This window comes from Rubripirellula amarantea, assembly GCF_007859865.1.
Classification (GTDB): domain Bacteria; phylum Planctomycetota; class Planctomycetia; order Pirellulales; family Pirellulaceae; genus Rubripirellula; species Rubripirellula amarantea.
In genome coordinates, this window is record NZ_SJPI01000001.1 from 2,538,317 (window position 1) to 2,559,545 (window position 21,229).

Annotated in this window: 16 protein-coding genes; 9 read left to right on the top strand and 7 right to left on the bottom strand. The window is 54.2% G+C overall.

Going from position 1 to position 21,229, the window contains the following annotated elements; genetic code table 11:
* Positions 1-23: 23 nt before the first annotated feature.
* A complete protein-coding gene (locus Pla22_RS09225) occupies positions 24-563 on the bottom strand; it encodes a DUF6580 family putative transport protein (protein ID WP_146514352.1) in 540 nt (179 codons plus the stop codon).
* A gap of 91 nt (positions 564-654) precedes the next feature.
* On the bottom strand, positions 655-1,461 hold the full coding sequence (locus tag Pla22_RS09230; protein WP_146514353.1) for a hypothetical protein: 807 nt from the start codon (positions 1,459-1,461) through the stop codon (positions 655-657).
* 313 nt (positions 1,462-1,774) lie between these two features.
* Between Pla22_RS09230 and Pla22_RS09235 the strand changes: the two genes are divergently transcribed.
* The gene (locus tag Pla22_RS09235; RefSeq protein WP_165440576.1) at positions 1,775-2,716 is read left to right on the top strand and encodes a CvpA family protein; all 942 of its coding nucleotides are present in this window, start codon (positions 1,775-1,777) and stop codon (positions 2,714-2,716) included.
* Positions 2,717-2,814: 98 nt separating this feature from the next.
* Here Pla22_RS09235 and Pla22_RS09240 read toward each other — a convergent pair whose 3' ends face one another.
* Positions 2,815-4,740 (bottom strand): sulfatase-like hydrolase/transferase, encoded by a 1,926-nt coding sequence (locus tag Pla22_RS09240; RefSeq protein ID WP_146514355.1) that lies wholly within the window; start codon positions 4,738-4,740, stop codon positions 2,815-2,817.
* Between the two features lie 90 nt (positions 4,741-4,830).
* Here Pla22_RS09240 and Pla22_RS09245 point away from each other — a divergent pair, with 90 nt between their 5' ends.
* From Pla22_RS09245 to Pla22_RS09260, 4 genes are all read left to right on the top strand, one after another.
* Positions 4,831-7,212, top strand: a complete 2,382-nt coding sequence (locus Pla22_RS09245) for a S9 family peptidase (RefSeq protein WP_165440577.1) — start codon at positions 4,831-4,833, stop codon at positions 7,210-7,212.
* A gap of 216 nt (positions 7,213-7,428) precedes the next feature.
* Entirely contained in the window at positions 7,429-7,743 is a 315-nt protein-coding gene (gene rplU / locus Pla22_RS09250; protein ID WP_146514357.1) for a 50S ribosomal protein L21, read from the top strand.
* Positions 7,744-7,754: 11 nt separating this feature from the next.
* A complete protein-coding gene (locus tag Pla22_RS09255; RefSeq protein ID WP_146514358.1) occupies positions 7,755-8,783 on the top strand; it encodes a serine/threonine protein kinase in 1,029 nt (342 codons plus the stop codon).
* Positions 8,784-8,905: 122 nt separating this feature from the next.
* Positions 8,906-9,631 (top strand): FKBP-type peptidyl-prolyl cis-trans isomerase, encoded by a 726-nt coding sequence (locus Pla22_RS09260; protein ID WP_242631897.1) that lies wholly within the window; start codon positions 8,906-8,908, stop codon positions 9,629-9,631.
* Positions 9,632-9,961: 330 nt separating this feature from the next.
* On the opposite strand, the gene Pla22_RS09265 is transcribed toward Pla22_RS09260, so the two are convergent.
* The 3 genes from Pla22_RS09265 to Pla22_RS09275 all read right to left on the bottom strand — a co-directional run bounded on the left by Pla22_RS09265 (position 9,962) and on the right by Pla22_RS09275 (position 15,590).
* Positions 9,962-12,067, bottom strand: coding sequence for a site-2 protease family protein (locus Pla22_RS09265; protein WP_242631898.1), 2,106 nt, complete (start codon positions 12,065-12,067; stop codon positions 9,962-9,964).
* A gap of 154 nt (positions 12,068-12,221) precedes the next feature.
* Positions 12,222-13,403 (bottom strand): 1-deoxy-D-xylulose-5-phosphate reductoisomerase, encoded by a 1,182-nt coding sequence (dxr, locus tag Pla22_RS09270; RefSeq protein ID WP_242632035.1) that lies wholly within the window; start codon positions 13,401-13,403, stop codon positions 12,222-12,224.
* Between the two features lie 147 nt (positions 13,404-13,550).
* A complete protein-coding gene (locus Pla22_RS09275; RefSeq protein WP_146514361.1) occupies positions 13,551-15,590 on the bottom strand; it encodes a thioredoxin domain-containing protein in 2,040 nt (679 codons plus the stop codon).
* Between the two features lie 480 nt (positions 15,591-16,070).
* On the opposite strand from Pla22_RS09275, the gene Pla22_RS09280 reads away from it, so the two are divergent.
* Positions 16,071-17,039 carry a deoxyhypusine synthase family protein gene (locus Pla22_RS09280; protein WP_146514362.1) on the top strand — a complete coding sequence of 323 codons (969 nt, stop codon included), beginning with the start codon at positions 16,071-16,073 and terminating at the stop codon, positions 17,037-17,039.
* A gap of 48 nt (positions 17,040-17,087) precedes the next feature.
* Here Pla22_RS09280 and Pla22_RS09285 read toward each other — a convergent pair whose 3' ends face one another.
* Positions 17,088-18,122, bottom strand: coding sequence for a Gfo/Idh/MocA family protein (locus Pla22_RS09285; protein ID WP_146514363.1), 1,035 nt, complete (start codon positions 18,120-18,122; stop codon positions 17,088-17,090).
* A 634-nt stretch (positions 18,123-18,756) separates the two neighbouring features.
* Here Pla22_RS09285 and Pla22_RS09290 point away from each other — a divergent pair.
* The 3 genes from Pla22_RS09290 to Pla22_RS09300 all read left to right on the top strand — a co-directional run bounded on the left by Pla22_RS09290 (position 18,757) and on the right by Pla22_RS09300 (position 21,211).
* The gene (locus Pla22_RS09290; protein WP_146514364.1) at positions 18,757-19,149 is read left to right on the top strand and encodes a thioredoxin family protein; all 393 of its coding nucleotides are present in this window, start codon (positions 18,757-18,759) and stop codon (positions 19,147-19,149) included.
* Between the two features lie 200 nt (positions 19,150-19,349).
* On the top strand, positions 19,350-20,228 hold the full coding sequence (locus Pla22_RS09295) for a UDP-N-acetylmuramate dehydrogenase (protein ID WP_146514365.1): 879 nt from the start codon (positions 19,350-19,352) through the stop codon (positions 20,226-20,228).
* A gap of 125 nt (positions 20,229-20,353) precedes the next feature.
* Positions 20,354-21,211, top strand: coding sequence for a cell division protein FtsQ/DivIB (locus Pla22_RS09300; protein ID WP_242632036.1), 858 nt, complete (start codon positions 20,354-20,356; stop codon positions 21,209-21,211).
* Positions 21,212-21,229: the final 18 nt, after the last annotated feature.

The window sequence follows — 21,229 nt, forward strand, 5'->3', positions numbered from 1 at the left end:
ATCTCCTGTTTAGTGCGAGTGAACTAGGCTTTGGCAGCGACAGCGGATGGCTTCATCGCGAATTCGTAACCGGCAAACATCAGAGCCGAAAACGCTAAGTCACCAGCGATCGTGTAGCCGTAGAACGGAATCGCGGCAACGAAGCAACTGACCAATCCGCCCGCGGTCATTGAATACCAACCTGCGGCCCAAACGCCGAGGTTGCTGACAATGAAGAACAAGGTCGATGCGGCAAGTGATCCGCCAAATACGCCTAAGCCAAACTTGGTAGCGGTCGTTGAGGCGCGAACCTTGGCGAGTTGACGCCCGATCAGCACGGCAAGCGTTGCACCACCATAAACAGCCAGCATCGTCACAGGAGCGTAGAAGCCCATGCCGGGAATTCCCAGGGCGTAGCCAATGATGTCGCTAAGCAACAGCACAGCCGCAGGCACCAAGTAGGCGCGTTTGCCCGCTGCGTAGCAGCCTACAAACAAGCCAATTGCTCCAATGCAGGCCACATTGGGTGGATGCGGAAGGAAGCGGCTGGCGACGGCGACGAGGATCAGGGCGACGTAAAACATGGCGAATCGATTGAAAGGTTCGTTGGGTGAATCATTCCGAAGCCCTGTTCTAACTCAGCCTGCCCAAAGGCGGAAGAGATGACGGCTGATCTTATGGGAAAATCAGCATTCCGGACGCCACAGCGGCTGATTCAGCAAGAATTGCCTTTCGATCCCATGGCGGACGCTGGTAGACCATCGGTGCGCACGATCCCGAGCGAAAGTACCCCATGGTGTATTCGCACTCGCAGGGGTTCTGAATCGCCATTTTGTACGGCAACATAGGAATTGTGCTGAAAAAACGCACACCTGAGGCGAGCGGCTGCAGGTGCCCCCAACGCTCGTGGCCGTGACGTTCCAGCATTCGGTCTTCGAAATAGCGAGGGTTGGAAAACGTGTTTGCGGCTTCCCACTCAATCACCGACCAATTCCAGGTTTGGTCCAATTCGCGGTCACTGCCCTGCTCGGGAAGCATCATCAATGGTCGCGGTGCCTCGCTGCGAAACCCGTCGGGTGTGCTGCCGTTACCGATCTCTTTGGTTGAAGTGGAAACAGCGGCCAGTTCTGGCAACACGAATCGTCCCCCCACAACCTGCGTGGAAGGGCGTTCGTTGTTCGGTTCCAAATCGACATCGAGGTCAAGGTTGCCGAGGTCCGCATTCGCTCGAGCATCGTCATCATCATCTGCAACCCGTTCCGGACCACTCATGTCCCGGTCGCCGTCGGTGTCTTCGATTTCGAGTTCTTTCAAACGCTTGCGCAGTTGTTCGCTAAGCGTGTCAGATTTCTCGGCTCCTGCGTCAGCGTCTTGTGCGTTTACCAAGGAACACGCATTGAAGCTTATCCACAGGCAGGCGATTAGAAAGGCTGCGCCTAGGTGGCCAGTGCGGTTCAATTGGTTCATCAGCGTGTCTTTCATGACCGTTCCTTCCCTGGGTAATTCCGTGACCCGTCAAGCCACGATTCCGTTTCCTAACATCAAGATCGACTGTCACGACCGGTGTCTCAATCAGAAGCGGGGCTCACGTAAAAAGCGAAACTGTCGGAACAATCCGCATAAACCGAACACGAACTGCAGCTCGGCCGAAACAAGTTCGGCGATGCATCCGTGAAACACGGTGGGCACGACGTAGGGTTTTTCAACTTGGCAACCGGTCCGCTCTGACAGCGGGCCAATGCTTTCGATGCTTTTCAACTTATCGAACTTCAATACGCCCCGCTTGACGATCACCATGAAACAGAAATTCCCCTTCGAGCCCGAAGTCTCATCAACGATGTCCCCAGTGATGCGATTGTTTTGGTGCATCGCATTTTTTGGTCCCGCAGGATACTTCGGATACCAGGGGGAACCCTTGCTGGCCGCGGTCTTGGTAGCTGCCGGCGTGGGATCGCTAAGTGGTTATCGAATGGGGGCGTTGTCCATGATCACCTCGGTTGCTGCGTTCGCCGCTGCGGTCTGGTACGGTCCAAGTTTAGGCATCGAACAGGAAGCTCGCTTCACCCAGTGGTTTGGGACAACGGGCCTGCTCAATCGAGGTGTCAGTATCGGAGTCGTTGCGATTGCTATCTCGATGGTGGTTTGGTTTATCAGCTATCTCACGATCGGACGCGTGATCGCTCGGCGACCATCGCTTGATCGTCTGAACCGTCGTTCCGGATTTTTGCTCGGATGTGTTCAAAGTAGCTTTGCAGTCGTGCTGTTGATCGGCGGAATCTTGATGATTGAACCGGTTCAGCGTGAGCGTGTTGCCAACCAAAACATCCCAGAAGCCGACTTGCCCCGAGTCACCAAAGCCGTGTTCTGGATCAGCGAGGAAGTGGACCAAAGTGCTGCGGGCAAGTACATGCGCGAGTACAACCCATTCACGCGAATCCCTCAGCTCAATCAGATCGAACGAGTTCAACAGACTGCCGCTGTGTTAGCCGATCCGTCGAAGATGAACGAGGTCATTGAACATCCCTCGATCCGCCAACTGCAAAACCGCCCGGACGTTCGCGAGGCCGTGGCTGAGTTGCGTGGCGATGAAAACTTGCGAGAGATATTAACCTCGGGCAAGCCAATGGACCGAGCCGCGGCCATGACGTTGCTGAGCCACCCTGCGGTCTTGAACTTGGTTGATCAGCCCGGGTTTCTAGATGAGGCCAAGAAGGCAATCGCGGATGCCGGGCTGTAGCAGTCCGTGGGGCCGTCGTCTTGGCGGCGATGAATCTATCGAAGCGATAGGGCTAACGAAGCTGCCTGCTCACGTTTTAGCTTGGGTGCTTCGGTCTGCTAAAGCGATCCCAAGTACTTCATTCGCCGTTCAAGTTCGCTATTGGGAACAACAGGGATAATCAATTTCACCTGTTTCATGTCGAGGGGGAAACGGTCGTCGCAGTGATCGTTGACGAAAACGGCGGTTCCCAAAATGGGCAACGCTTCCGCTTCGCTGGTCGCTCGAGAGATGGAACGGTACAGAAAACTGAGCGGTTCAGCACCCTGTTTGAGATCATCAAACTCAGTGGTGGTAAAGAACTCAACGGCGCGGGCAACGACGATCGGTTCCATGTCGACCAAGCGTTCTTCCATCTCATGTTTGATGGACTCTGCCTGATCCCCGAAACTAGTCGCTGCGGCAACCGCCCAATAGCGGACCAACGGGTCTTCGCTGTCTAAAGCAGCTTTGAGTTCTGGTTTGGCCTCGTTCCAAGGCCGTAACGCCAGGTTTGCAATTCGGATCAATTCGCCGATCTCATCCCGATGTGTTTGGCCAAAGGCGACTGGTTGCGATATTGCTTCGTCGATCAGGTAGGCTTCCGGGATGAAACTCAGATCGGGCATGTCCATCAATCGTTGCGTCAGTCGATCTCGCATCTCGATAAGTTGAGATCGATAACGAGGCTCAGTGGCCAGGTTGTTTGTTTCGTGTGGATCGGTCTCTAAGTCATACAGGGCTTCAGGCAACTTTGACTCGAAGAAAGCCGACTGGTCCGGGGTGAGTTCGCCGTCTTGGTAAAGCTGTCGCCATTGTTGGTAGGCCAGCATGTTGTACCGGTAGTTGTTTTGCAGCGAGTCAGGATAGATCGGGTCGAAATTGCGAATGTACTTCCAATTGCCCACGCGAAGAGAACGAACCAGATCGTACTTTTCATCGAATCGATCGGCGTGCCCAAACGCTTCGTCTCGTCGGTCCACTTCCGATGCATCAATCTTGTCACCCAAGAAAGGTTGGCCGTCAACTTCGGTCGGGACATCGACACCGGCAAGGGTCAAAGTGGTGGGCCCGAAGTCAACGAACTCAACAAAGCCGTTGGTGCGACTGCCAAACGGTCGGTCAACGAGATGCTTGACGTTGTCACCAACACGAACAACCAAGGGAACGTGCAAACCGCTTTCAAACAAATAGCCTTTGGATCGTGGCAAGACACCGCCATGATCCCCGAAATAAAACACAAAGGTGTTTTCAAGTTCTCCACTGGTTTCGAGATCTTCAATGAGCTTCCCGACCTGGTCGTCCACTTTTTGAATTAGATCGTGATACCGTGCCCGGGTGTAGCGAAACAGTGGCGTGTCAGGAAAGTAGGGTTGCAGGTCGACTTCATCCGACGACGTCTTATTGGGTGTTTGCATGTCCGCCTCACTAAAGTGAAGCTGGCTTTCGTGCGAAGTGTGGATGGTTTGGACGTGAAAAAACGGAGTGTCGTTGGAAGGCCGGTTTTTCCAGTCCGCTCGCCTGGACGATTCATTCCAAACGCCGTCGGTTTTGACGGCGTTGTAATCTTCCTTGGCATTGTTGGTGGTGTAGTAGCCAGCATCCTTGAGATACTTAGGAAACATGGACACGTTGGCGGGCATTTCGGCTTGTTTCAAAGCGCGGTGGTACTGGGTGCCGATGCGTGGTGCATAGCAGCTTGTGATCAGCGTCGTTCGCGCCACCGAGCAAACCGGCGAGCAAGAAAATGCTCGGTCGAATGTCACGCCGTGACGTGCCATCGCTTCAATCGCTGGCGTTGGCGTTCCCGATTCGTCAAAGTGCTTCAAATAGTGTTTCGAGTTGTCCTCGCTAATGATCCAAACAATGTTGGGACGCTTAGAAACGCCATCTTCCGCAAACAAAGGATTGGAAAGCGAAACAAGGGTGGAGGTTGCCACAATGATCAGGGCGACCAACAATCGAAACAGAATCACGATGGAAAACTCTTGAGAACGAACAATCATATGACAAGTCCATGGAAGACACGCAGGACCCCCATCCGTTCGTATTGTAAACCGGTTTGGATCGTGATGGGATTAGGTCTGGTAATTGCCATGCCGGGTAATTCGCGGGGGCAACAAGCCGAGGCAAAAGTCGAGGGAAATGTTGTTAGCGAGAAACGAAATGAATTATCGCTCGAACGCCTCTACCACCCGACCAAGAAAGTTGATTTTGCAGCGGAACTACCCAAGTCACACTGGATTGGACGAGATCAGTCAGAGCTGTTGATCCGTTACGGAAATCGCTGGTCACGCTTTGACCTTGCCGTTGAACCGAATGCCAAATCAAGGGTCAAGCCATGGCCGGTGTTTGACCGACTTTGCGATCAGCTCGCCACGTTATCGGAAATCGATCGCGAGAAGGCAGAGCCCCTAATTGCGGAAGCAGTGCCTTCGATGCGAGAGGCCACGGATTCGATCATTGTTCGGTCGGGCAACAGCGTGATCACCGTTTCGGCACAAACACCCGCGAGCTATTTATCACGCGATGGTTCGACTTGGCACGATCCGACACTTGATCCAACCGGTCGCAAGCTCGCCTATACCCGCGAGGGCGACTTGTTCGTGATGGATGTTGCGACCAACCTGACTCGACGTCTTACCCATGATGCTTCTGAAACGTTGCTTGATGGTATCTTGGACTGGACCTATCAGGAAGAAATCTATGGTCGAGGAAACTTCCGAGCATTCTGGTTTAGCCCTGATGGCCATTGGTTGGCGATGCTGCGTATCGACATCGGTGAGGTGAAACCGTATGTGCTCGCGGAATCCAAGCACGATCGCAATGCCGGGCCGACCGTGCGTTACAGCAAAGCGGGGGATCCCATTCCTCACGCCTCGTTGTTGCTTTGGGACCTTCGTGACTTCGCATCTCGGGAGGTTCCGCAGGCGAAGGTTCTGGTGCAGTCGACCAGCCAGGATGAACTCATCATTAGCGGCGTTTGGTGGCACGACCGTCAAAACAAGTTGGTTTATTGCATAAGTGATCGCCAGCAAACCTACCGAGAACTCAGGATGGCAGACCCCACTTCGCACGATGTGGTAGCGACGGCGAAAGTGTTTCTGCGTGAAGAGAGCCCTGCTTGGGTGGAGCCTCCCGCATCGCCGGCGTGGTTGCCTAGCGGCGGATTGATTTGGCGAAGCGAGTTGCCATCGGGAAAGTACCGCCTGTACTCCATCGATCCCGATGGTCGGTCTTCGTACCCGATCACTCCAAACGACATGCATGTTATGAACTTCGCGGTGTCATCTCGATCGTCGCCGCTGCGAGTGCTGTTCACGGCTGATCGTGGATCGAGTCAGGGGCATTACGTCTACCAGACAACGATACGGGATCCCATAGTTAGGCAGGATTCTACTGCTGGGCTAGATTCTACCGCTGGGCGAGGTCCTAGCTCTGGGCAGGGTCCTAGCTCTGGGCTGGGCTCCAAGGTTGGCCGGGCGGCACGGTCGTCTGACATCCCTATCTTGATGACCACCAAGCCTGGTTGGCACGACGTTGATTTTGCATTGGACGGACAATGGTTCACGGACCGTCATAGCACGTCTTCGTCGCCACCTTCGTTGTCCGTCCAGTCGAGCGAAGCGGATGGTGGCTTGGCGATTGCGATTGAAAACCAAGCCTTACAGACTAAGACCCCAATCAGTAAACCTGAGATCTTTTCTATCAAAGGAGAAAATGGCGAAGGGTTGCCGGCGATGTTAGTCATGCCCCGGGTGACCGAAGCCGCCAAGACGGCCCAACGCTACCCGGTTGTCGTCGAGGTCTATGGCGGGCCGGGGACTCCGACGGTGCGGGATCGCTGGCGCGGAACGACAACGCTTTACCGCGAATGGTTGTCTCGACAGGGCATCGCCACGCTCGTCGTCGATAATCGCAGCAGCGCAGGCAGTTCGGCGGCAGCGAGCTGGCCGGTTCAAAGGGAACTGGGGAAATACGAATTTGCTGATTTGATGACGTCCGTGGATTGGCTTAAGCGCCAACCCTGGGTCGACACCGAGCGGATCGCGATCCGAGGTTGGTCCTTTGGCGGATTCATGACGCTGTACGCAATGACACATAGCGATGCGTTCGTAGCCGGAATCGCCGGCGGTGCGGTCACCGATTGGAAGGAATACGATTCGTTCTACACCGAGCGGTACATGGGGCTGCCCGCGGCGAACGCCAATGGGTACGAAGCCACTTCAGTGGTGCGTCGAGCGGGGCAACTATCAGGCAAATTGTTGTTGATTCACGGCGAAATCGACGACAATGTGCACCCGGCATGCACGCTTCGGATGGCAGATGCTTTGCAGCAGGCGGGTAAAGATTTCGAGATGATGATCTATCCGGGCGCTGGCCATGCGGTCACCGATCCGAACCAGAAATGGCACCTCGCGAAGCTGACCGACGGGTTTCTTCGGCGACATTTGCAGGGGAAAACGACCGAAAACTAAGTCCAGACCATCGAAATTCGTGCCAAAGAAGGACTTTGCGCCGTAGAACGCGAACGTTAAACTACGCGGCCCGCAAAAAGTGTGCCCTGTCTAGTTCGCCTTCCCAGACGCTGGACCTGCACCATTTTGGCGTCCCGTGCATCATTGAGAACCGCACGGGATCCATTGCGTTCAAACCGTCCAATATTGTCTTTTAGCAGAACAAAGAGAGTCATCATGTACGCCATCATCGTCGACGGCGGTCGTCAGTACAAAGTTGAGCCCGGCATGGAGCTTGACGTCGACTTCCGTGAAATTGCCGAAGGCGAAAGTCTTACCTTCGAAAAGGTTTTGGCTGTCAGTGGCGACTCGGGCATGACTTTGGGAAGTCCCACCGTCAGTGGCGCCAGCGTCACCGCTTCGGTTTTGGGAACCATCCAAGACAAGAAGATCTACATCCAGAAGTTCCGCCGTCGCAAAAACAGCAAGCGACGCACTGGGCACCGTCAATCTCACACGCGTGTGAAGATCGAAAAAATCGCAGGTGTCTAACGGCCTGACTCATGGCCGGTGTGGATCTCAATCAATACGAACTAGGTGAAATCCTAGGCGTTGGAACCGTAGGAACGATTTACGCTGCTAAGCGAGTTGGCAGCGACGAGATCGTTGCGGTAAAAAAGCTGCACCCCAACGTTAGCCAAGACCCCAATATCCGCGCTCGTTTCGAACGTGAGATGTTGATTCTATCGCGGCTGACGCACCCCAATATCATCGCCTACTACGGTGGCGGCGATATGGATGGGCAACTCTTCTACATTATGGAGTTGGTCGATGGTGGAACCGTCAAAGACCTGCTCGCTCGCCAAGGCATGATCTCGTGGCCTGTGGTTGCCGAATTGGCTCGGCAAATTTGTTCGGCGTTACAGCACGCCCACAATTACGGGGTCGTTCATCGAGACTTGAAGCCTGGCAACCTCTTCTTGACCCGCAATGGTGAGCTGAAATTGGGTGACTTTGGCATCGCCCGGGATCTGCACAATACCGACCTGACCCATTCCGGCATGACCGTTGGCACGCATGCCTATATGGCTCCCGAGCAAATTACCGGCGACACGTCAATTTCGGGAAAAGCCGACCTGTATGCTTTGGGTTGTTGCTTGTACGAGATGTTGACTGGGCAAAAAGTATTCCCCGGCGAAAACTTTGCGCAGCTCTTCGAGCGGCATCTGCATTCGACACCTCCGCACGTGAAAAATCTCATTTTTGATTGTCCTGATGAGATGGACGCCATCATTCACCAATGCTTGGAAAAGAAGGTCGAAGATCGTCCTTTCAATGCCCGGACGGTTCAGGGGGTGATGCTGGAACTGGCTGAGAAATATGACCTTTCTCACGCCAAAACGACCGCAGATCGGGCAGTGGACGACGTCCCGGCCGATCATGCCAATTCAAGAAGTCGGCAAATGTTGATCGACCAAATCCGCCAAGAAACCTACGGTCAGTCCTTCGACAATATCAATTGGAAAGGTCTGGCTTGGGTGGTTGCCGGAATTGCCGTCGTCATTGCATTGATCGCTTTACTGAACCAGTAAAACGCGATTCTTTCGGCGAATGATCACCGGTAAATCATTTGGTAAATGAGGTAACCCGGTGTGGAATTTGCTGCCCCCTGTTATTCTTCGTCAAACGATTCGACACCACTTAGGAAACAAAGATGTCCCGATTCCCCATGGCGGTCTCCGCCAAATTCACCATTTTGTTAATGATGGTGAGCCTTTGCATTGTCACCGCCCAGGCGCAAGACGATGCGGCCGAAGCACCCAAAGCTGAAGCAACCGACGTAGAGCCGATTGGCTACTTTTTGGGTCTGTCCGTTGGCCAGCAAATGTTGCAAAACGGATTTGAGAAAGGCGACTTTAACCTCGACGCCTTAGTCGTCGGTCTTCAAGACGGCATGGACAAGAAAGATGCTGCGTTGTCCGACGAGCAACTCAAGGAAACCCAAGCCAAGATTCAAGCGTTGCTTGGCCAGCGTCAAGAAGCGGCCATCGAGAAGATGAAAGCCGCTGGCGTGCAATATTTGGCCAAGAACAAAGACGAGGAAGGCGTCGTGGAACTTGAAAGCGGTCTGCAGTACAAAGTGATTGATGAAGGCGATGGCGAAATGCCAGGACCAACGGATACCGTAGTCGTGCACTACACCGGTAAGCTGATCAATGGTCAAACCTTCGATAGCTCGGTGACACGTGGCGAACCTGCCAAGTTCCGCGTCAATCAAGTAATTCAAGGCTGGCAAGAAGGTCTTCAAAAAATGAAGGTCGGAAGTAAGTGGAAGCTTTACATTCCATCGGATCTTGCCTACGGTGCGCAAGGTAGCCGCGGCGCGATCGGGCCTCACCAAGTGCTCGTGTTCGACGTCGAGCTACTTGAAATTCAGTAGTTGCCGTCCTCGACGCGATGTTCAACCAAAGGTGCGAGTTAACCTCTCGCACCTTTTTTCGTTGGTGAGCCACGGTGCATTCTCGCGGATGAATCATCACATCCGAACGTTCGAGGAATCGTTCGTCGTGAATCTCGATCTGTTTGCACCGTACGCTCTAGATGAGTGAACGTCATTCTCTAGATGAGTGAACTCGGCTACCGGCACGAAACGACCGCCACGTCCGGATGGGTCTGCGACCGAACCATTGCCGGTTTTTTGGCTAATGGTTAAGCAGATCGATACTCACGCGTGTAGCCGGTTGCACCCATGTCGCTACCGAACGGTTTCTCAGAAATACCGCAATATGTCGTTCGCAAACACCACTACCATCAGTGCCAAGAGCGACAGCAGTCCCGCGACGGTTAATCGGAATTCCAATTGCTCGTTTGCTCGTTTACCACGGATCAGTTCATAGGCTAGGAACACCATGTGCCCGCCATCGAGCGCTGGAATTGGCAAGAAGTTTAAGATCGCCAAGTTCATGCTCAACATGGTCAAGAACATCAATTGTCGCGAGATGCCTTTTTCGGCTTCGTTCTTAGCGATGTCCACGATCGCCAAGGGGCCACCGACGTGACGTAGTTTGACTTTGCCTTTGGGCAACATCTTTAAGAAACGTGTCACGTCGTTAAAACGCCGTTTGCCCTCGGCAAGGCCAAGCGTCAAAGCCTCACCGAACGAGGCAGCTTTGCGGATGGATTCGGGGGCTGGGAAGTTCATCCCGCGATCGAAACTCGGCAGGTCATCTTGGGTTAGCGTCACCAACTTCGTGATCACTCGATCTTCGGGTGGTCGAACCGCTTTGATTTCGAACTGAGTTCCCAGCGGGAAGATTTGCATCGACTCGGTGAATTCCGTCAAAGGCCACGATTCGCCGAATTCCCAACCGTCACGAAGTTCCTTTAACAGCAGGTCATATCGGGAATCAGCTAAGTATTCAGGGGTTTTGTCCACAGGCATCACCAAGCGGACTTCCTTGATGCGATCGCCAACGGCAAGCGGTTCATCGCCCTGCCCCAACGACGGATCCTTTAGCGAAGCAATCACTGGAATGGGTTCGTACGCAAATCCATAAGCATTGATTGCTACGTTCGAGCTAATTCCCACAACAGGCGCGACAGTTTGTAGCACCTTCTTGGGTTCGATTGTGATGTCAACGGGTTCCGAGTCGGCACTGCCTCGCTGGACCGTGAAAGTACGGGCCTTATCCGAATCGACCAAATCGACCGCCAATGCAAATGCGTCAAAATTGGTGTCTCCGTCTACAGCCGTGATCGTATCGCCAACCTTCATGCCTGCTTTTTCAGCCGGTCCACCGTTGATCAATGCCGAAATCTGGCCCGCGGCATAGCGAACGCCAAGCGACTTGGTCATTTGTGGAGGCAGCGTGACGGTCGTGGTTTCACCATCGGCTCGTTTGAGCGTTAATTCAATTGGCTTTTGAGGATGGGTGTAGAGGTAATCGAAGAACTCGGTACTGGGCACCGTTCGCGTTTCATCAATGGCCACACCGTCAAACGAAACCAGCGTTGCACCTGCGTCGGCTTCCGATAGCACTTCAGCAGCGACGCTTTGCGGATTGGCGAAATCGTTCTTGGCTAGCGAAGTGGAATTCGGCATCAAGACGCCGATCATCCGCAAGTCTTTTTCATGGGTGGACGAAGCAGGATTCGGTGTAAATTCGCGTACTCCGTCGTCGTACTGCAAAGAGATCGGAATCGGTTGCGAACCGTTGTCCATTCCTTCGGTAACGATCTCAACTCGCATTTCGCGAAAAGGCATGTTCTCGTCTTTGTAGTCGCCCACGGCGATTACTTTGCCGCCGGGTTCCATCCCCGCCTGCCACGCGGGGCCACCTGGTGATACACCACCGACAACGGCCGGGATGTACGAAACGCCGTAGCCGTAGGCAATCGCGGCAAAAAGCACGCCCGTGATTACATTCACAACCACCCCGGCGCTGATGATGATCATCCGCTGCCACACGGGTTTTGCGGGGAAACTGCGAGGATCAAGCGTGGGTTCTTCGTCGACGTCACCCTCAAGCTTGATTCGTTCGTTTTCTTCTTCGAGTTTACGAGGATCGTCATCTTGGCCGAGCATTTTGACGTAACCGCCCAACGGGATCACGCCGATGCCGTACTCGGTTTCGCCCCATTGGAACTTGCCCAAAGTTCTTGGGAATTTGATCGGGCCAATTTTGATCGGCACGTCAAATCCAACATAGAACTTTTCGCACTTCACGCCGAACGACTTGGCGGCGACGAAATGCCCCAGTTCGTGGACGAAGATGACCATCCCAATGCCCAGTGCAACTTTTCCCCAAAGCAGGATATTGCTGAGCAAACCACTTAAAAACCCGAGTTCCTCAGTCGCCGCGAGTGGGAGGGACATGAGTGCGTTTACGAATTCAAGAATCATGCGTTCAGCCTGGGGACAGCACGGAGGCTGTGCCAATGGGAAGTTGAAAGGTTGGGGAACAAGCAAGTTACTAGCGAAGCATAGGCACTTTCGCTAGTTCAGCGATGCCACTGTTCGAAGTTGCCACCTAGGAACCGAATCGTACTCGGATCTCGTTCCTGGCCCATAAATCCAGTTCCAGCAGGGTTGCTAGCGTTGGATCACAATCGTGGGTGTGGTGCTCAAGCACGCTTCGGCAGCCGCTCACGATGTCAGTAAAGCGAATTTTGCCGTCTAAGAACAGTCCGACGGCTTCTTCATTGGCCGCATTGACTACCGAACCCGCCGTTCCGCCGGCCGCTGCAACCTCAAAACCCAGGTCCAGAGCAGGAAAACGCTCGCGATCGGCCACTTCAAGCGACAAATCCCATGGTTGAGTCCGATCAAGCGGTGGAGCTGGACATGGAAGCCGCCGTGGGTAAGTCAACGCATATTGGATCGGCAACCGCATGTCCGGTGGGCTCATTTGAGCGATCACTGATCCATCATCGAATTCAACCATCGAATGAATGATGGATTGCGGGTGAACGACCACTTCAATTGCGTCAGCGGGCAAATCAAACAACCAACGAGCCTCGATGATTTCAAGAGCTTTGTTCATCATCGTCGCCGAATCGATGGTGATTTTCGGTCCCATGTCCCAAGTTGGGTGATCGAGAGCCGATTCGCGGGTGGCCGAGGCAATTTGATCTGTTGTCCAAGAACGAAATGGGCCGCCCGAAGCCGTCAGGATAAGTTTGCGAGGTTTGGGACAGGTCGCATCCATTGGCAGATCGCCAGCACGGACGGACGCCCAATTTCCTAGGCACTGAAAAATCGCCGAATGTTCGCTATCAACGGGCAACAGTTCAGCACCGCTGGCGGCCATTTTTTGTCGAACGAGTTGGCCGGCCACGACCATCGTTTCCTTGTTCGCCAACGCCACTCGCTTGCCCGCATCCACCGCAGCCAAGGTGCTCTCGAGTCCAGCTCGCCCGACGATTGCCGCCACCACGATATCCACTTCGTCTCGTTGAGCGGTTTCCACCAGTGCTTCAGGGCCAGCATGAATTTCAAAATTTTTGGCACCGGAAAAACGTTGGGCGACATCCACGTTCGAAAAAATCAATCTTTCAGGAGCCGGGTCAAGCGAACTGGCAACGGTGTTTAACTCGTCAAGTTTTCGATGTCCCGACGCCGCCCAGACACGCCAAGTCGGGAGTTCGTCCACCCGATTCAGGCTGGCAACCACTTCGCAGGTTGCAGTACCGATACTGCCCGTCGCTCCCAAAACGGCGACATTGAAAACGTCATCGGCAGAGGGACGCTGGAATTTCGCACGCGTCGCGTGACGGTTTTCGGTAGCGGTCGTTTCGGACACGATGAGCGGGCTTATACGAGAAGGAAGAACGTTCTGGCTCGCCCCATGATGGCGAATTCACGCACCTGATGCGACCCGCCACGCCTGGACAATCTGATCATGGCCTGTGATTGGTGCATCGCATGTAAACCCTTTGCAGCGATAAAGCGTTGCTTTGCCGTCAATCATTTTTCGATTGTCATTGAGTTTGATGATTTCGGATGTCTTTTCCGAATCACTATGGATCCATGACAACGTTCGCTGCGGGCGAAATACCTGGGCCAATTCCGTCCGCAGCGATTCCAGGGAAGCGTGGTCCGGAACCGCGATCCCCCATTGCTCGTGATCACCGTGATACCGATCCAAGACTGTGATTAGGGCAGCGCATGCCGCAGCCTGAGATCGGATAACAACGCTACCGCTGACTAGCGTCTCTTTAACCGCCTCACGAAAGTCATCGCGATCCGTTAACGCTGTCAATTTCCAAATCGCGGACGCCGCCGACGCGTTTGCACCGACCAAGGACCCATCATGCCAGTCCTTGTTGCGAGTGATCAATGTTTCGCTATCGTTGGCGGTATAGAAGAATCCGCCGCGGTCTTTGTCTTCGAAGTGCTTGAGCATTATTTCGGCAAGCTGAACAGCACGCTCGATCCATTTCGCATCCGCTGTCGTCTCGAACAGCGAAACGCACGCCTCGGCCAGGTAAGCATAGTCGTCCAAATAAGCATCCAAGTGGGCTGTTTTGCCGCGAAACGCGTGTAGCAATCGACCATCGGGCTTGGTCATCTTGTCAAACACAAACTCGGCCGCCCGGATGGCTGCGAAGAGAAAATCATTGCGTCCCAGTACCGCGCCGCCCAGCGACAAAGCTTTGATCGCTAACGCGTTCCAGGCAACAAGTACTTTGTCGTCGCGTCCTGGGTGGACGCGTTTGTCTCGGATCCGCCGCAGTTTTTCGCGGTCATCGGCTAGCTCTGCCTGGAGTTCGATCGACTCAATTGGCTCCTTCAAGTTGGCGATGCTATTGCCTTCGAAGTTGCCACGCTGAGTGATGTCGTAGATTTGACAAAAGCGTTCACCGCGTTCTTGTCCCAACACTTCGATGATTTGTTCAGGTTTCCAAACGTAGAACTTTCCTTCGACGCCTTCGCTGTCCGCGTCCTCGCTGCAATGCAATCCGCCCGCGTCATCCACCATGTCGCGACAAAGATAAGTCAGGACATCTTCGGCGACCTCAGCATGACGCTTTTCACCGGTGGCCTGAAACGCTTGCAAGTAGCACGTCGCAAGCAGGCTGTTGTCGTACAGCATCTTTTCAAAGTGCGGGACAAGCCAATGGCCATCCACGCTGTACCGCGCGAACCCGCCGCCGATGTGATCTCGGATGCCTCCGCACGCCATTTTGTCGAGCGTTAACACAGCGGCATCCGTCAACGCTGAATTACCCGTGATCTGACCGCGACGAAGCAACAACATCAAATCAGTGGCGTGCGGAAATTTGGGAGCCGAACCGAATCCGCCTTCGCGTTTGTCGAGCGAACTGAGCAGATGGTCGGTGGCGACTTCGATCACACTTGCGTCGGGGGCTTCATCATCAAGACCATCATCAGTGCCGATCGCGATCTGAACCAATGCTTTAGAAATGTCATTGGCATGTTCGACCACGTCACCACGTCGGTTCTTCCATGCGTCGGCAATCGCATCGAGGACTTGAAGGAATCCAGGCATTCCTTGACGTTCGGTTGGTGGCCAATAGGTTCCGGCGTAAAAAGGTTTTTGGTCGTGGTTCAGGAAAACGCTCATCGGCCATCCGCCGCGACCGGTCATGACCTGCACAGCGTTCATGTAGATTTGGTCGATGTCAGGACGTTCTTCACGATCAACTTTGATGGAAACAAAATGTTCGTTCAAGAATTCGGCGATCGTCTTGTTTTCAAAACTCTCGTGTTCCATCACGTGGCACCAATGGCAGGCGGCATAGCCCACTGACAAGAAAATAGGTTTGTCCGTTTTCTTGGCTTGGTCGAACGCTTCACCGCCCCACGGATACCAATCGACCGGATTGTCCTTGTGCTGAAGCAGGTACGGCGAAAGCGAGTCGGCGAGATGGTTCATGATTCTTGGCCCGTGAGTCGAAGCGAACGGTCTTGAGGCAGCGATATCTCGCGATAAGGATACCGCTTGATTAGGTTGCCGCCTTGTAAGGATACCGCCTCGTAAGGATACCGCCGGGGCGAGTATCACCAAACCAAAACGACCTCTGGCGTCTGGAACGCGGGGCATCTGAAAATCAGGTCATTCAAAACTTAGCTAGCTCAGTTCAAGACTCGGCTTAGCAAAATTTAGCACCCCGAAATTTAACGCCCCGAAACTCAGCACTCGAAAAACTTAGCATCGCGACGCGAGTGTTTCGGCCTTTCAAAACAAGGTTCATAGCCCGCATCGAAGGTGCCAAAGGTAGAAGGCATGAGGACGATCGCGCTAGACAATGATTTGTGCGATGTCAGGGAACTGATGCAGATGCTTACTTCGCAGGGGGTGTCTTGTTCGCTATTTTGCTTTGCGGATGCCTCCTCTTTCGGAAAAATGAATCTCATGAACGTCAGCGAATTTCTCGAAACCCACTTCCGTCACTTTAACGCTCGCGAGCTGTTGGCCGCGGCCAAAGCGTACGGCGAATTTGTATCGAGTAAGAACAACGGCCACATGATGGTGACTTTGGCTGGAGCAATGAGTACCGGTGAGTTGGGGCTTTCGCTGGCGGAAATGATCCGTGCTGGTAAAGTTCACGCCATCACTTGCACCGCTGCGAACCTAGAAGAAGACATCTTCAATCTAGTGGCGCATAACGAATACGAGATTGTCGAAAATTGGCGAGCTCTTTCAGCCGAAGACGAAGTCAAACTTCGTGACCAGGGCTTCAATCGAGTTACCGATACATGCATTCCTGAAACAGTGATGCGCCACCTCGAAGGACGTTTGGTGCCGATGTGGAAAGCGGCCGCAGAAGCCAATGCGGCGAGAATGCCAGTTGAGTTTATGTTCGACCTGCTCGACGACGAGGACTTAGTCCAGCACTACCAAGTGCCGCGAGAGAATAGTTGGGTTGCTGCTGCCAAAGACATGGGGATTCCTGTCTTCACGCCCGGGTTTGAGGATTCGACGCTGGGCAACATTTATGCGGCTCACGTGATTGACGGAAGCGTTCCCAACCACAATGGGATCGCGCCGGGCACGAAACAAATGCAGAAATTGGCCGAGTGGTATCAAGCAACCTGTCCCGATCATCCCATTGGTTTCTTTCAAATCGGTGGCGGCATCGCAGGAGATTTTCCCATTTGCGTGGTGCCGATGCTGATCCAAGACTTGAAGCTCGATATTCCGCTATGGCAATACTTCTGCCAAATCAGTGACGCGGTGACAAGTTACGGTGGCTACAGCGGTGCGGTGCCCAATGAAAAAATCACTTGGTACAAGCTCGAACAAGAATCGCCCAAATTCATGATCCAAAGCGATGCAACGATTTGCGCACCGTTAGTCTTTGCACACGTTCTCGGTTGGTAGCAGGCTAGCCAAGCTGGAACTGGGGGCGGAGTTCAAGCTTTGGTAAGGTCAAGGTTTTGCGGCATCGGCTTCGTTCAACTTTACCCACGCACCGGTCGCTTCACTCTCGCGTGCGGCGGCCAGGACAGCGGCTGCGGAAAAGACGTCATCGATGTCGGTGACGTTACGCAATAGGCTTGTCACGCAGCGATGGAAATTGGTCAACAATTGTTGACCTACCGGCATTTCCGTATCGAGAGATTCCATGTTCCGGCCGGCCTCGTCGAACCAAACCAGGGTCGACGGCAGGTCTAAGAACGCGATCCCCCGTTCGCAACAGATGTGCATCCCCGCTGGCGATCGAAATCCCATGGCTTCTTGCCAAGCCGCCGGGATATAGCTTCCGCAACTAAGCTGAGTTGTTACCGGGGGCGAGTCCTCGGTGCCGGCGAAACCAAGGCTCAACGATCGGTAGTCCGAAGACTCGTTCGACCCATGGGGCCCCGGATCAACGGGATGGGACATTGAAAGCACTTTTGTCGGTTTGCGTCCAACGACATAGCGACACCAATCGATCAGTTCTAACAGTTCGTGGCGGACGGGATCCGCATGGCCGCTAATGCAAGCCGCTTCGGTCTGCAGCATTCGACGGTGGCAAAAAATCATTCGTGGTTTGCCGAGTCGCGTGGCAATTAATTCTTTTAGTCGCAATGTCGCGGGAGCAAAGCGACGGGGGAACTCGGCCATGAACGAAACGCCGGACTCCTCGATCAAGCGTCGGACGTTCTGGTCATTCTGCACGTCCACATCTAGGTCGCCCGCCCAATAGATCGCTTTCCCCGCTTCGCACGCAGCGAGCATCGGTAGCCAGCCCAACCAGGTTTTCTCGAGGATCAACACCGCATCGATATCGCAGCGCGTGATCATCGCGCGGTAGCCGTCGACGGCGTCGGCTTGGAACTCTCCCGCGATGTTCTCGGTTAGTCGTGGAACGGTGGTAAAGACCGCACGCACATCCAAGCGATCTTGCAGCACTCGCAAGGAGGGCCCGTGACGGGTTTTCCAAGCGTCGCCACTTCCAATGAGTCCGACTCGAATTTTCATGGCGTGGAAAGTGAGAAGTGAAAAGGTGCCGCCAGCCATCGTGGTGAATCGTTCGTGATTCTGGGGCTATGTGTACTATTGTGCCGAAAATTTGAAAGTTTTGTGCGGCTGAGCAAAATTTTTACGTGCTCTACAGGCGGGTGGAGCGAAATGACGCACCTCTTTTGGCACGCCTCAACTTGTTCGGGCTCAAAAGCTTAGGTCAATACGCGGCTCGGTTGGCCGGGGGGATCGCAAGAAATTCCAGTTTGCTGTCAATAGCGATTTGGTGATTTTCTGAGTCAAGGACTTGTGAGGCCAAACTCGAGTTCTATACTCCGCCGCAACCTCAGACGCTTTGCGATCCGTAAAGTTTACCCAGACCCCCTAGCGGGGCAGTCTGAGGTTAAAGCCGCTTTCCATGCCTGTTGAACTTGCCGAAGAATTCGGCAATCGAGGGACGAGAAAGCGGTTTGCTGACCAATCTCTGCCGCCACGGAAGGATCTCGTAAGATTCAACCACGTCGGCTGGGTGATAAACCTTTCAACCGCTGTCGCGAGCGAAAGGGCACCGACTGGAGAGGATTGGGCAGTAGGAGCTGAGCTTTCACGTGACCGCCAGTGGTCATCTTTTCTTTTTCAGAGGGAACTCTCTATGGTTTCGTTGCTCTTAGCGCTCGTCCTTTCGGGTGTCACCAGTGAACAACAACTTCAGCAAGATTACGCCGAGGCTTACCAGCAATCGGTGGAACAGCAAAAGCCCTTGATGGTGGTGGTCGGAGCACCTTGGTGTCCGGCTTGCAATGTCTTGAAAGAGACAACCATCACCCCCATGGCCCAAACGGGCGAACTCGATTCGGTCAGCTTGGCCGTAATCAATCGTGATGACGATCCCGAGTTGGTAAAGCAGCTCACCAAGGGAGATAAGATGTTGCCGCAGATCATCGTCTTTACCCAAGACAACGGACAATGGAAACGGCGGAAATTAATGGGTTATCAACCAAAAATGCCTGTCCGTTCTTTGATTCGTCAAGCTCTCGGTGGCTAGGCGTTTCCGCTTGGATGTACCGTGTAAGGTTGCCAACTACCAAGCGTAGTTGCCAGCTTCGAAGTCAGCTCTTGCGGCTAACGGGTGACGTTTGAGCCCCGGTTAGCCCAAGCGGCATCTATAGGCTATCTTTTCGGCTGTTGGGCGAGTATTTCGCTCGCTCAACGCCTAGCCGATTTGACGTGAGTTGATTTGCCAATATGAGTTTTCCAGACTCCCTTTCCCACCTGATTCGTACCGACGAACCTTTGGCGCCTTTAGTGTGGCTGGGGATCGGTGGGCCGGCTCATTATTTTGCTCAGCCGAGTGATAACCAAGAGCTTTCCCAACTGGTGGTTGCCGCGTCGCAAGCGAAATTGCCGGTTCGAGTTTTGGGGAGCGGAAGCAACGTCCTTGTTCGAGAAGCGGGCGTCGATGGGCTTGTGATTTCGCTTGGCCAGATCGCCGGTGGCGACGTTATCGTCGAGGGAACCAAGCTAAGCGTCGGTGCCGGAGTGAAGCTGTCGCACGCGGTCATTGAAGCGGTGGGGGCTGGCCTAGCTGGCCTGGAACACTTAATCGGCATCCCCGGTACCGTCGGTGGTGCAGTCGTGGGCAACGCATCGAGTGGCGGACGCGATATCGGAAGTGCCGTCGAGAGCATTACCGTGCTTGAACCCAGCGGCGAAACGACAACTTTGGCGCAAGAGGAGGTGGGGTTCTCGCACCGCAAAACCTCGCTTTCCGGTGTGACCGTCTTGAGAGTGAATTTTGCGTTGGAAGATCGCGACGTTAGCCAGCTCACCAAACGAATGCAAAAGCTCTGGATCAACCGAAATTCGGCTCGACCCAACGAAGAGCGGCGGATTGCGATGCCGTTCATCGACCCCGATGGGATGCCCGTTCGCGAACTGCTTGATTCGGTTGGCCTTTCCGGGATGCGTGAGGGTGACGTTTCGCTTGATGCCCAGCAGCCTCAATATCTGATTGCCCACGCCGGTGCTACGAGCGATCAGTGTTTGAAGCTGATCGAGCGCGTTCGCGAACAAGTATTGCTTCAGACAGGGATCGACTTGCAGTTGAACCTGCAAATCTGGTAGTTCTTGGCTTTGAAGAGGCTTGTTGTCCCCGCGACGCTGATTCCCCATGGATTCGGATGTTCGGGAGATATAAGACGCCTTCATTTGGCATCACGTGAGTCAGGGATAGGGAGATCAGTGTGGCGATGCGTTCGGAGGAACCGGAATCGAACCGGCCAATTCGCGACGTGCTGCGCCAATTGATCAAGGCTCCAGCGGCTCTCGCTATCATTTGGCCAGCGGTTTTGATTCTTGGCGGCTATCTGGCGTGGCACAAATGGGGTAGCCAGCACGTTGCCCAGCAGTATTTCGGTGTCGAGCTCAGTGCGATTCAAGTCACTCCGCCGCCCAGTTACGTCCGTTCGGATGTTGCCAAATCGGTTTATCAAGACACCGCGATGGACGGCCTGTCGTTGCTCGATCGGACCGCTAGCGCAAAGATTGCTTCCGCGTTTTCGATGCATCCTTGGGTTCGCAACGTTAGCAGTGTTCGAAAGTTGGCAGGCGGCACCATCGATGTCCGTTTGGAATATCGAGAACCCGTTGCGATGACACGTGTGTTCAAACCGCAATACGCCGACCACGAAAAGTACTACTTGCCCGTTGATGGCGACGGCGTACTTCTGCCAAGCGAGGAGTTTTCTCGAAGCGAAACGCGAGATTTCATTCACATCAACGTGCCGGGGGCGGATTCCAATCAACGGCCCGGATCGCGGTTTGGCGATTCGCGAGTGGAAGCGGCTGCCAAGCTTGCCGAAGTTCTCGCTCCCTTTCGCGAGCAAGTTGGCATCAAGAGCATCGATGTCGGCGGCGACCCTCGATTGAGCGAAGTGCCCCAGTTGGAGCTCACCACGCACGATGGGCGACGAATTTGGTGGGGCAGCCCGCCTGGGTTTGAGCCGCCGGGCGAACGCACTACCGAAATGAAACTGCACACCCTGCTTTCCCCGGAACGTGATACGGTTTCCGACTTGCGGATGGCAAGCCGCGCAAAGCCCGAATGAACACGGCTGAGGCTGCTC